Source organism: Mycobacterium sp., assembly GCF_035314905.1.
In the GTDB taxonomy this organism is placed as follows: domain Bacteria; phylum Actinomycetota; class Actinomycetes; order Mycobacteriales; family Mycobacteriaceae; genus Mycobacterium.
This window is the reverse complement of sequence record NZ_DATFYW010000165.1, coordinates 1-12441: the sequence shown is the minus strand read 5'-3', so window position 1 is coordinate 12441 and position 12441 is coordinate 1. Positions and strand designations below refer to the sequence as shown.

The 12441-nt window shown below is 65.9% G+C and carries 12 protein-coding genes; 1 reads left to right on the top strand and 11 read right to left on the bottom strand.

Annotation, left to right across the window (positions count from 1 at the left end; translation table 11 throughout):
• From VKG81_RS14175 to fadD5, 9 genes are all read right to left on the bottom strand, one after another.
• A partial coding sequence (locus VKG81_RS14175; RefSeq protein WP_324396929.1) for an MlaD family protein occupies positions 1 to 345 on the bottom strand: 345 nt, incomplete at its 3' end.
• 3 nt (positions 346 to 348) lie between these two features.
• Complete coding sequence (locus tag VKG81_RS14170; RefSeq protein ID WP_324396927.1) at positions 349 to 1509, bottom strand: virulence factor Mce family protein; 1161 nt, start codon at positions 1507 to 1509, stop codon at positions 349 to 351.
• A gap of 2 nt (positions 1510 to 1511) precedes the next feature.
• The gene (locus VKG81_RS14165) at positions 1512 to 3143 is read right to left on the bottom strand and encodes a virulence factor Mce family protein (protein ID WP_324396925.1); all 1632 of its coding nucleotides are present in this window, start codon (positions 3141 to 3143) and stop codon (positions 1512 to 1514) included.
• Positions 3144 to 3146: 3 nt separating this feature from the next.
• Positions 3147 to 4715: an MCE family protein gene (locus VKG81_RS14160; protein ID WP_324396923.1), complete on the bottom strand. Its 1569-nt coding sequence runs from the start codon at positions 4713 to 4715 to the stop codon at positions 3147 to 3149.
• Positions 4712 to 5740: an MlaD family protein gene (locus VKG81_RS14155; RefSeq protein WP_324396921.1), complete on the bottom strand. Its 1029-nt coding sequence runs from the start codon at positions 5738 to 5740 to the stop codon at positions 4712 to 4714. Before VKG81_RS14155 ends, VKG81_RS14160 begins: the two co-directional genes overlap by 4 nt.
• On the bottom strand, positions 5737 to 6948 hold the full coding sequence (locus VKG81_RS14150; protein ID WP_324396919.1) for an MCE family protein: 1212 nt from the start codon (positions 6946 to 6948) through the stop codon (positions 5737 to 5739). Before VKG81_RS14150 ends, VKG81_RS14155 begins: the two co-directional genes overlap by 4 nt.
• A 4-nt stretch (positions 6949 to 6952) precedes the next feature.
• Complete coding sequence (locus tag VKG81_RS14145; protein ID WP_414685277.1) at positions 6953 to 7729, bottom strand: ABC transporter permease; 777 nt, start codon at positions 7727 to 7729, stop codon at positions 6953 to 6955.
• 94 nt (positions 7730 to 7823) lie between these two features.
• Complete coding sequence (locus tag VKG81_RS14140) at positions 7824 to 8621, bottom strand: ABC transporter permease (protein WP_324396915.1); 798 nt, start codon at positions 8619 to 8621, stop codon at positions 7824 to 7826.
• A 250-nt stretch (positions 8622 to 8871) separates the two neighbouring features.
• Positions 8872 to 10533 carry a fatty-acid--CoA ligase FadD5 gene (fadD5, locus tag VKG81_RS14135; RefSeq protein WP_324396931.1) on the bottom strand — a complete coding sequence of 554 codons (1662 nt, stop codon included), beginning with the start codon at positions 10531 to 10533 and terminating at the stop codon, positions 8872 to 8874.
• Positions 10534 to 10669: 136 nt separating this feature from the next.
• Between fadD5 and VKG81_RS14130 the strand changes: the two genes are divergently transcribed.
• A complete protein-coding gene (locus tag VKG81_RS14130) occupies positions 10670 to 11362 on the top strand; it encodes a GntR family transcriptional regulator (RefSeq protein WP_324396913.1) in 693 nt (230 codons plus the stop codon).
• A 3-nt stretch (positions 11363 to 11365) separates the two neighbouring features.
• Here VKG81_RS14130 and VKG81_RS14125 read toward each other — a convergent pair whose 3' ends face one another.
• Both VKG81_RS14125 and VKG81_RS14120 read right to left on the bottom strand, forming a co-directional pair.
• Positions 11366 to 11809, bottom strand: a complete 444-nt coding sequence (locus VKG81_RS14125) for an SRPBCC family protein (protein WP_324396911.1) — start codon at positions 11807 to 11809, stop codon at positions 11366 to 11368.
• A 65-nt stretch (positions 11810 to 11874) separates the two neighbouring features.
• Positions 11875 to 12441: TetR/AcrR family transcriptional regulator (locus tag VKG81_RS14120; protein WP_324396909.1), on the bottom strand; the 567-nt coding region annotated here is incomplete at its 5' end.

The window sequence follows — 12441 nt, the reverse complement described above, 5'->3', positions numbered from 1 at the left end:
GCCGGTGGACACCAGGTCGAGGTACTGCTCACCGATCGCCGACACCGAATGCACGTTGGCCGACGCGTCGATCGGGATCTTGAACCGGTCGTCGATGCTCATCGTGGCCCGCGCACCACGCTCGGTGGGCTCGACGTCGGTGACCTTGCCGATCTTGGTACCCCCATAGGTCACGTTTGAGGTCTTGTACAACCCGCCCGACGCGGGCAGTTCGGCATAAAGCGTGTACTGGCCGATGCCGACCAGGCGGGGCACTTGAAGGTAGTACCAGCCCAACGCGACCAGGGCGATCACCGTCAGGAACGCGAACATCACGAGCTGGATGCGGATGAACCGGGTCAGCATGTGTCACGGACCCCTTTCCACCAGCGGTCCGCCGGGTGCGTCGTGCGGGTTCGGGGTGAATCGCACGTCCGGAATCATCGTGTTCGGGTCGCGGCCCCACGACTGCTCGAGCGCACGTAGCAGCCCCGAGACGCCGGTCCCGGACAACTCCGCGTTGTCGATCGCGCTGAGCGTCAGGTCAACCGTAAGCGACACGTTGATGTAGTCGCCCCGAATCACTTTGGGCACGTTGTCGATGGCGTACGGATTGGTCAAGAGAAACCTCAGCGCGCCGGGCAGATACGGCGACGCCTTGGCCAACTCCGGAAGCGGCCGCTGCAGCAGGTCCAGGTTCGTGTGCAGGTTGTCACTCGCCGGGGCCAGCGCATCGTTGGCCGCCTTGCCGATCCGGCCCAGCGCCACCACCGCGTTCGCGAACAGGTCACGGGTGTCGGCGAAATGCTTGATCAGCGGCGGGACATCGGTGAGCACCCGGTCCAGCGTGTTGTTGCGGGCGGCCACGATGTTCAGCAGCCGGTTCGTGGAATCGATGGCTCGGGTCAGGTCGTCACGCTGCTGGTTCAACTGGTCGGTGAACGTGTCCAGCCGGTTGAGGAACTCACGGATCTGGTCGGCGCGCCCGTCCAGGATGTTGTTGATCTCGTTCTGGATCACCTCGAGGTTCGGGATGCCGCCGCCGTTGAGGATGAACGCGACGCTGGCCAATACGCGTTCGGTCGTCGGGAATGCCGATGCGTTCTTCAACGGGATTGTGTCGCCGCTCTTCAGCGGCTGCGGCGACGGATTCGGCGGCACCGCCAGTTCCACATGTTGCGAGCCCAAAACACTGGTCTGGCCGATCTTGGCCGTCGCATTCGCCGGCAGCTTCACCTTCGGGTCGACGTCCAGCGTCAGCGTCGCGACCCAGTTCTTCAGCTCGATCGCCCGTACGGTGCCCACGAAGACGTCGGCCACCCGCACCCGGCTGTTGACATTGAGGGCCAACGTGTCCGGCATTTGCACGTAGATCGTCATGTGATTGGGACCCGAACCCGGGCCGCCCGGCAGCGGCACGTTCGCGATCCCGCGCCACGACCCGCACGACGTCAGGACGACCGCAGCCGCAAGCAATGCGACGCCACGGCGCCCGACCCGCCCGAACGGAATCCGCTTGAGGGCGATCATCCCTAGCCACCCCCTGACTCAGCGGGGAAGCCGCCCGGTGGCGGAGGCCCTGCCGGCGCCGGCGCTTCGGCCGGTCTGGCCACCGGTGCGGGTGTCGGCGCGACCGGTCCCGGAACCACGCCGGGTGCCGGGACCGGCGGCGGCGCGGGTTGCACGTACCACGGCGGCGGCAGCGGGGTGTTCTCGCTGTATGCGTTCGGCGGGCCGGGCAGCGGCTCGGGCCCGAAGTGCGGCGGTGCCTCCGGCGGCACGATGTCCGGGCCGCCGATCAACTCGGCCAGCGAATCGGGGGTCAGCATGTTGGCGGTCAACGGCTGCACGCCGACGCCTTGCATGCCCGGCGCGACGATCCAGCCCGGCTCGTGGTTACCGTACGACCACAGCGTGTCGCGCGACCAGATGCCCGGCACCGTGGTGTCCTTGTAGCCCGGTGGCGGCTGCAGCCTGGGCTCCGAGTACGAGATCTGCTTGGGCAGTGTGCTGCCGGTGTTGACCGTGTTCAGGCCGAACGGCAGGTAGTTGAACTTGATCGCGTCCAGGATCGGCGCCAGGTACTGTGCGCACAGTTCAGCCGATTCCTGGTAGCCGAGGCGGCTGCCGGCCTGGATCGCGCTGCAGATGAACTGCATCGGGTTGGCGAAGCTGATCACCGGCAGGCCGACGATGCCGCCGACCACCGGCGAGGTGATATTTTGGAGGTTTGCGGCGAGGTTCGGGTAGACGTGTAGGTAGGTCTCCAAACCGTTCCGGGGCTCCGGCTGCAGGATCGCGTTGGTCACGTCGGCGAGGTTGTTGACGTCCTGCGACAGGACACCACCGTTCTGGTCGATGAACTTTCGCGTGGTCGCCAGCAGGCTGTTGACGTCGCGCAGCGTGTCGGCCACCTCGTGGTCGTTCTGCGTGAACTTGTTGGTGAAGCTGGCCAGATCGTTGTTGAGCGCGACGAACTGCTGGTCGCTCTTGGACAGTGCGTTGACGAACAAAGCCAGGCTGCGCACCACCGAGAAGAAGTCGCCGCGGCCCGAATTCAGCGTGTCCAGCGCCTCGGACAGGCTGTTCAGTGTCTGGTTGATCTGCTGACCCTTGCCGGCCAGGCCATTCGAGAACGATTCGATCACGTCGCCGAACGGGCCCTTTGGCTGTTCGGGTGTGGGTCCCAGCTGGGTCAGGATCCGGTTGATCGAGTTGCGCAGCTGGTCCCACTCCACCGGCACCTGGGTGCGGTCGATCGGGATCACGGCGTTGTCGCCCATCACCGGCCCACCGGTGTAGGGCGGGGACAGCTGGACGATGCGCGACGCCACCAGGCTGGGGTTCAGGATGGACGCGGTGGCGTCGGCCGGGACCTTGTACTCGTTCGCGTAATGGAACGTCACCCTCATCTTGTCGCCTGCCGGCTCGATCTTGTCGATGGAGCCGACCTTGACGCCCATGATCTCGACCGTGTCGCCCGGGTACAGGGCAAGGGCCTCGGGGAAATACGCGACGACGGTGTTGGTGGTCAGCTTCTTGTAGAGCTGCCACCCCACGATGCCGGCGATGACGGCCAACGCCACCACCACCGAACCGATGATCACGGCCGCACGGGAAACGTTGGACAGCGTGAGGTTTCGCGGATTGAAGATCGTCGACATCGGCTACCCCTGGCTGTTCGGCGGCAGGAAGGGTGGGTTGCCTGGAAGCGGTGGACTCCCGGCCGGCGGCAGTTCCGGACCGGGTCCGGAAGGCGGCGGCGGTCCCGTCAGGTCTGGCGGGGCCACCACCGGTGGCGGCAGCGGACCCGCGACCGGACCGACCGGCTCGGTGCGCGCCCCCGGCGGCGCGGGCGCCAGCGGCACCGGGGTGCCGGGCACCAGCGGCGGCGTCTCTCCCGGCAGCCCCGCGATCGGCATGCCCGGCGTCGCCGGCAACCCGTTCGGGTTCGGCGGCGACGCCGCCACGTCCGGCTGCGGATAGTTGGGCCCGTATGGGTTGTTGCCGTACGGGCCGACATTCAGCCCCGCGCACGGCAGCGGATTGCCCGGGGTCGGCAAGCCGTCCGGGGGCGGTGTGTACGAGCACGGCGAGCCCGGCGGCACCGCGGGGCCGGGATGATCCGGGGTGCCTTCCAGCGGTGCGGGCGCCGGCGGCGGCGCACCGTTGGGCAACCGGGTGCCGTTCGGGTCGGGGAATTGGGACGCCGGCAGGCCCGCGTTGCGCCAGAACTGCTCCGGGTCGATTCCGCGCTTCTTGAACGCGGAATCGACGAACGGCTGCAGGATCCAGTACGGCAGCAGGTTGACCAGCATCACCTTGAAGTAGGGTCCCGACGAGATAGCCTCGCCCAGCGACACCGAGAATTTGCTCACCGCGGTTAGCACGTCCATCAAGTCGTACTTTTTCTTGGCCAGCAGGGCGCTGAGGATTTTCAGCTGTTCCAGCACATGATTGAGGTTCGGGTTGTCGTTGATGAAACCCTGCACCTGCGCGGCGAATGCGTCGATGCGCTGCAGCAGGTAGGTGATCGCCTGACCCCGTTCGTTGATCGCCGCCAGCAGCGTCTGCGCGTTGACCAGCAGCCGGTCGATCTGCTCGCTGCGGTTACCGAGAACGCCCGCGATCTTGTTGGCGTTGGCCAGCAGTTGCCTGATCTGGTCGTCGCGCTTGCCGATGGTGTCGGAGAATCGCTGAACACCCTGCAGCGCGGCGCTCAGGTGCGGATAGGTCTGATCGACCGTCTCCGACAACACATTCAGCGACTTCTTGATGGTGTCGATGTCCCAGCCTGACGCCGCCTTGGTGAGGTCGAAGAATGCGTCGTAGATCTGATACGGCGTGGTGGTCTGGCCCAGCGGCAGCACACCGTTCGCGCGCAGCGGCTGCGAACCACGCGGCTCGATCTGAATATCCCTGCGGCCCAAGATCGTATCCGTGCGGATGTCCGCCGTGCTCTCCGTGCCGATCTGCATGCCGCCGAGGGAGAACCCGACCACGATGTGATCACCTTGGATCACCAGCGACCGCACCGCCCCGGTGTCGACACCGGCGATGCGGACCTTGTCACCGCTGCGGATGCCGGCGGCGTCTTTGAATTGCGCGTAGTAGTTCGGCGTCGCGGACAGCATCGGCACGCTGGCGAAGCTCTGCCCCACGCCGATGACCAGCAACAGGACGACGATGCCCATCAACCCGTTTCGAACCCGGTCCGAACCCTGCAGCGTTCTCATTGCGGCGTGCACCTGCCCGACGGCTGCGACCAGACCTTCACCGTGCGGACCGGGCCGCCGGGCTGGAGGCCGTTGAGCTTGAGCGTGACGTCGCAGGCGTAGAAGTTGAAGAAGTCGCCGTAGACGCCGGTGCGCCCGATGAGTTTCACCGCCGTTGGCAATTTCGTCAGCAGGTCATCGAGCTGAGTTTGCTGGTCGACCAGCGGCTGCTGGATTGACTCGAGGTGGCCCACGGTGCTCTTCAACAGCGGCCGGTTGTCCGCGAGCAGGTCACCGACCGTGCCGGCGGCGTTGCTGATGTTGGCGAGCGAGTCCGCGATCGGATCGGCCCGGTTCTTCAGCCCGCTGATCAACACCTCGAAGTTGTTGACGGTGTCGTCGAACTGCTTCTGGTGCCGGACGGTGGTGTCCAGCACCGTGTTGAGGTTCTTGATCACCTCGCCGATGGCCTGGTCACGGTCGGCCAACGTGGAGGTCAGCTGCGCGGTCTGGTCGAGGATGTCGCTGATGGTGCCGCCCTGGCCCTGGAACACCGTGATGATGCCCTGGGCGATGCTGTTCACCTTCGCCGGGTCGAGCGCACGGAACAGCGGCCGGAACCCGCCGACCAACGCGTCCAGGTCGAGCGCCGGCTGCGTGCGCTCGATCGGGATGACTCCACCGGCAGGCAGCACCCGGTCGTCGTCGCCGCGATTGAGCTCCACATAGCGGTCGCCGATCAGGTTCAGGTAGCGGATCGACGCCGTCGTTCCCTGATACAGCTGCAGGTTGCGTTGCACGTTGAAGTCGACGCGGACCCGCCGCCCGCCGTCGAGCAGCTTCACATTGGAGACCTTTCCGACCTCCACACCGTTCGCGCGGACGAACTGCCCGTTGCGCAGGCCGCTGACATTGCTGAAGATCGCCGAGTACCCCGTGGTGCGGTCGAACCGCATCTGGCCGAACACCACGATAATGATCGCGGTGAACAGCAGCAGCACGAACGCGAACGCGCCGAGTTTGATCGCGGTACCCGTGATTTTCATGGGTTGATCGTGTTCTCCCCGACCTGACGTCCCCAGACATAATCGATGGCGAGCGGTTGGCCCAGCCCGAAGTGGTTGTAGGGCGCGATCGAGGCGCCGGTGTCCGTCACCAGGTACGGCGCCGGCCACAGATCCCTGGTGATCGGCTGCCAGCAACCCGGCGCCCCCTCCGGGCCGCCCCGGGCATTGACCCGCGGCAGGTTGTCGGGATACACGTACGGGTTGCCCGTGCCGACAACCTCCGACTCGGTTCGAAGCGAATAGCCGTTACCGCCCAGCGCGTCCGCGACCTTGGGTGCGACGTCGTGGTTGTTGCGGATGGTGCAGAAGATCGCGGGGCTGTAGGTGTTGAGCAGTTGGCTGGTCGGGATGAGGTCCCGGGCGCCGGCCACCAGGTACGGGCCGCTGCGACCGAACACATCGGCGCCGGTGTTGCCGAACCCGATGGAGGCCATCAGCGCCGCATCCAGGTTGCCCTGCTGCTGATTCAGCGTGCGCGCGGTGGTGACCGCGTTGTTGAGGAAATCGAACAGATCCGGGGCGGCGTTGGCATACACATCGGCCAGATCGGCCAGCCGCTGGGTGTCATAGCGGATCTGGGGCATCCGCGGGTTCAGATCCGCCAAGATGGCGTTGCCGTGCTCGATCGACTGCCCGAACCGCGCGCCCAACCCGTCCAACGCCTGCGCGGTGGCGGTCAAGGTGGTGTTGAGCTTGACCGGATCCACCTTCTCGGCCACCGACACGATCGTCTCGAACAGCGTGTTGATCTCGGTGGTCACATGGCTCACGTCGATCACGTCTTGGCTGGTGATGCGCTGCGGGACCGGGTTTTTCGGCGTGGTGAACGACACATACTTGTTGCCGAATACCGTGGTGGCCTTGATGTTGGCGTCCACATTGGCCGGGATCAACGGGATGTAGCGCGGATTGACATCCAGCGTCAGCTTGGCCTTGGGCTGCCCCCCGACGTCGACCTGGTTGATCGTGGCGACGCGACCGATCGGCACCCCGTTGTAGGTGACCTTCGACCCCGGATCCATCACCAGGCCCGCGCGGTCGGACATCATGGTCAGCACCGTTTTCGGCGTGAAATGCCCGCGGAACTGGAGTCCCACCCACACCACAATCAGGACGGCGATGATCGCGAAGATGACGCCGGCCAGTTTGTACGGCGGGGTGCGGGTCGAGTTCAGTGGCGCGGTCATGGTGCTAGAGCGTCAGGTTGAAGTTCGTGTTGGTGCCGTAGAGCGCCAACGAGGCGAAAAGGACAACAAGAACAATCGCGATCAGCGATGCGCGCATCGAGCGGCCGACGGCCTCGCCGACGCCGACGGGGCCACCGCTGGCGTAGTAGCCGTAGTAGCAGTGGTTGAGCATCACGATGATCGAGATGATGATCGCCTGGACGAATGACCAGAAGACGTCGTCGGGCCGCAGGAATGTGCGGAAGTAGTGGTCGTACGTGCCCACCGACTGACCGTAGAATAACGTCGTCGTGAACTGCGCTGACAGGAACGACAGGATGATCGCCATCGCGTACAGGGGGATGATGACCACCAACCCGGCCAGGACGCGCGTGGAAACGAGGAAGCCGATGGACTTGATGCCCATGACCTCGAGCGCGTCGATCTCCTCGGCGATGCGCATGGCACCCAGCTCCGCTGTGGCGCCGGCGCCAACGGTGGCGGCCAGTGCCTGCCCGGAGACCAGCGGCGCGACGACGCGCACGTTGACCAGCGCGGCGACGAAGCCGGTGAACGCCTCCACGCCGACGTTGCCCAGCGAGGCGTAGCCCTGAATGGCGATCAGCGAGCCGCCCGACAGGGTGACGAAGCCGACAATCGCGACTGTGCCGCCCACCACGGCCATCGCTCCGGTGCCCATCCCGATTTCCGCGATCAGTCGCAAGGCCGCCCTGCGGTAATGACGCAGCGCGAACGGGATCTGAGCGACGCTCTGGACGATGAACACCGCGATATGGCCGATGCTGTCGAAAAACCGCCCGGGTGCGGTGGCCCAGCTGTTCGCACGCTGGTATGCCCGCGGGAACCGGCTGCGAAGAACGGTGGCGGTACTCACGTCAACGCCCCGTTCCGAACCGCACGCCGATGGTCGTCAGGACGACGTTGATCGCGAACAGCGCTACGACCGAGAGCACCAGCGTCTCGTTCACGGCAGTACCCAGACCCTTGGCGCCGCCGGCGACGGTCAGCCCGCGGTAGCACCCGACCAGCCCGGCCACCAATCCGAACGTCGCGGCTTTGACGACCGAGATGACCACTTCGGGTAGCCCCGTGACCAACGTCAGGCTCTGCATATATGCACCGGCCGAGACATTTTGGTAATACACCCCGAAGATGAAGCCGCCGACCAGGCCGATGATGACCACCGCGCCGTTAAGCAGGACTGCGACGAATGTCGAGGCGACCACGCGGGGGACAACCAAGCGGTGGATCGGGTCAATGCCGAGAACCTCCAGCGCGTCGATCTCTTCGCGGATGGTGCGCGCGCCCAGGTCCGCGCAGATGGCCGTCGACCCGGCACCGGCGACCACCAGCACCGTCACGATCGGACCCAGTTGGGTGACGGCCGCCAACCCGGCACCGGCCCCGGAGGCATCCGCCGCGCCGAACTCGACCAGCAGGAGGTTGAGGGTGAAGATGATGAGCACGGTGTCGGGCACCGCGACGGCGATGGTGGGCAGGAATGTCACCCGCATCAGGAACCAGCCCTGCAGGACGAACTCGCGCCATTCGAACGGCCACTTGGTCAGTGCCCTCGTGGCCAGCACGCTCATCCGCACGAAGCCGCCGACAGCCTCGAGCGCCGGCCTGGCTTGGTCGCGGAAGTAGCCTGTGATTCCCGTATATGTCGTCATACGGAGTGTCCCGGTCGCTTCGCTTCCCCCCGCCGGGAGGGCATTTGCGCGACGCGGCCGTGTTCGTCGCGGCGCAACGCCAGACCGTGTCGCACGCCCCCTCCTTGCCCCAGCCGCACGTGTGTGACGACCGCCTCCTTACTGACGGGTAGAGAGACGGACCACAGGACTGTACCCGATGGCGGCATCGTGGTGCACCGCATCCGCACGATTAAGCCTCGCCGAACTCGTAGCAAACACACCTCCCTGGTCAGGCCTCACCTGCCGCTGCAGAAACGGCTGTCCCACTCAAGTTTTCGCGCGCGTCAATCTCTGGTTTCGCGGCCCCGAATCGAACCCTCAACTCGGTCTTGAGCACTTTGCCCGCCGGGTTGCGCGGCAGCGCGCCGACGATCTCGAGGGCCTTGGGATGTTTGTAATGGGCCAGCCGTTCGGAGAGAAATTCATCAAGATCAGCGAGGGTCAGCCCGTCCTGAGCAACGGCCGCGACCGCCACCGGAACTTCGCCCCATTTTTCATGCGGCCGCCCGATCACGGCCACTTCGACGATTGCCGGGTGACCGGAGAGCACGTTTTCGACCTCGGCGCAGTAGATGTTCTCGCCGCCGGAAATGATCATGTCCTTCTTGCGGTCGACCACCCACACGTAGCCTTCTTCGTCTTGGCGGACGAGATCGCCGGAGTGGAACCACCCGCCGGCAAACGCCTCGGCGGTAGCCTCCGGGTCGTTCCAGTAGCCGGCCATCAGTGTGGGCGCCCGGTACACGATTTCGCCGACCTGGCCGACGGGGACGTCGTTCATGTCGTCGTCGACCACCCGCGCCGCGACGGTGGGCACCACCCTGCCGACGGAGCCGAGCTTGCGGATTGCATCTTCCCCCAACAACACGCAGGTCACCGGCGACATCTCGGTCTGTCCGAACGCGGCGAGGATCTGGCTGCCCGGGAAGGTCTCCGACATCTGCCGAAGGAGGGTATCCGACGCCGGAGCGGCCCCCCAGGACAACACGCGCAACCGAACGTCGCGGGGCCTGGCGCGCTGGGCCGCGCACACCGCCTGCCACTGCGCGGGCACGAGGAAGATCGACGTGACCTTCTCGGCCTCGAGCACGTCGAGCAGTGCGCCGGGATCGAATCCGCCCAACGGGTAGAGCACAGTCGGTATGCCGAGCAGCAACCCGTTGAGCGCGTTGCCGATACCGGCGATGTGAAACAGCGGCACCCCGACGAACCCGACGTCGGTGTTGAGCTGCACGCCGTGGGTGATCAGGGCGGTCATCGCCTGACCTGTCATGTTGGTGTGGGTCAACACCGCGCCCTTGGGATGGCCGGTTGTGCCGGAGGTGTACATGATCAGGGCGGGCGTGTCGTTGGGCACGTCGACCGGCGGGTGCGGCTCACCGTTCTCGGCGAGCAGGTCGTCGTAAGCGATGACCTCCTCGTCGGTGGCCGAACCGGCCACGATCACCGTTGCCAGGGCGGGTTCTAGCGCGCGCACAGCCTTGGCGACACCGGCCAGCACCGACTCGGTGATCACCATGCGCGCGTCGCAGTTGCTGACGAGGTAGGCGATCTCCCCGGGGGTCATCCGGAAGTTGACCGGCACCGCGATGGCACCGAGCCGGTTTGTCGCCAGCATGGATTCGACGAACTCGGTGCGGTTGAGCATCAGGACCAGAACACGGTCGCCGAAGCCGACGCCTCGCCTGCTCAGCGCGTCGGCGAGCGCGTCCACCCGCCGGTCGAGTTCGTCCCACGTCGTCGTCCTGCCGAGAAACCGCAGCGCGGTCCGGTCCGGCTGCATCATCGCGTGCCGGGACAGCTGGTTGGACCAGTTGGCTCGGCGGGCGGGATAGGGCTGCTCGGTGGCCGATGGCTCAGAGATCAACTGCTGCGACTCCCTAATTGTTATTTGGGTTGCGCCGAATTGATATTTGATCAAACATGGTGTTGTCCCGGTCACACTAGTGGGCCGGGCAGCGGGGGGACAAGCCCTCATGAGTAGACCGTCCTGTTGATGGTTCCGATACAGGCCACATGGAGAGCCCGTGAGCGCACCAGCGAAGCCGCAGCCGCAGTTGCAGCGCGGCTTACGGCGCGAGCAGCTTTCCGATGAGGTCGCCGGGCATCTGCGTGCGGCGATCATGTCCGGGACGCTGCGGCCCGGCACGTTCATCCGGCTGGACGAGACCGCGGCGCAACTCGGGGTGAGCATCACGCCTGTGCGCGAGGCGCTGCGCACGCTGCGCGGCGAGGGCATGGTCCAGCTGGAGCCGCACCGCGGCCACGTCGTGGCCCCGCTCAGTCGTCGCGACGTCGAGGACCTGTTCTGGCTGCAAGCCACGATCGCCAGGGAGCTGGCCGCCACGGCCGCTAAACGCATGTCAGCCGAGCAGATCGACGAACTGGAGGGGATCAACGACGCGCTGGCGGCGGCCGTGGAGGCCGGCGATCCGGAGGAGATCGCCGCCGCGGAATTCGCGTTCCACCGCTGTTTCAACCACACGACGGGCCGCATCAAACTTGCGTGGTTCCTGCTTCACGTGGCGCGGTACATCCCACCGCGGATCTATGCCGCCGATCCGGGGTGGGGTCCTGCCGCTGTGAACAACCACCGCGACCTGATCGCGGCGCTCCGCCGCCGCGATGTCCGCACTGTGCTGATGCTGACCAACTGGCAGTTCACCGACGGGCTGCGGCGGCTCACCGCGCGGCTCGACGAAAACGGGATCTGGTCCTGAGCGCTACCAGTTCGCGGCGAGCTGCTCGGCGCGCTTCTTGAGATTGTCGGCCAAGTAGTCCAGCAGGTCGTTCGTCATCTTCTTGACCATCATCTTCGGAATGGCGAGCTTGGTCTCGACGTCCAGATCGACGGTCAGCAGCGACGACGCGCCCAGGCCCACCACCGAGAAGGTCTGCTGCTGCTTGTCGAAGAAGTCGCCCTGCTGCAACAGCGTGTAGATCTGAGATGGGCTCGGGTAATACACGGCACAGATGAACGTCCCGGACTGGCCCTGGATCTCGACGTCGAGGCGCAGCTGGCTGGGCCGGCCGTCGTCGTAGCGGGCCAGCACCCAGCAGCCCTTGATCTCTTCGTTCCACTGTGGATACGACTCGAAGTCGGCGACGATCGACATGATCGTCTCCGGTGCGGCAGTCACCTCGACGGTCTTGCTCACGATCGGCATTGGCCGAGCATACGTTCCTGTCGTCGAGCCGAGGACTGCCGCTGAGAACCGCGCAACGCGTTGCGTCAGGCGGGTCTCGTGGCGGCGCCTCCGCTGTTGGCCGACCCCAGTGGCGACTCCTCGCGCACGGAGGGGTCGCGGATCAGGCCGCGCAGCAGTGCGGTGGAGAATTCGACGGCGATCTCCTCGGCGCTGCGCCGTCCGGTCGGCCGCAACCAGCGGTAGGCGCCGAGCGTCATCCCGATGTAGCCCAGCGCCAGCACGTGGGAGTCGCAGTCGTAGAACTCGCCGCTGGCGATGCCGCGGTCGATGACGTCGCGCACGTGCTCGTACACCGCGGCCTCGGCGGCGCGGATGTAGGCGACCTGCTCTTCGGTGAACCACTCGGTGATATAGGGGCTTTCCTGGAAGTACACCGCCGCGCCCTCGACGTTGTTCGCGATGTTGGCCAGCAGTCGGCGGGTGAAATGAAAGATCGCCTCGCGCGCCGACCACGACGGGTCGTCGTGCACCGCGGCAACGGTGGAGTCGGCGGCCCGTCGATAGATGTCGAACAGGATCAGGGACTTGCTGGCGTAGTAGTGGTACACCGTGGCCTTGTTCAGCCCGACCACGTCGGCCACATCGTTGAT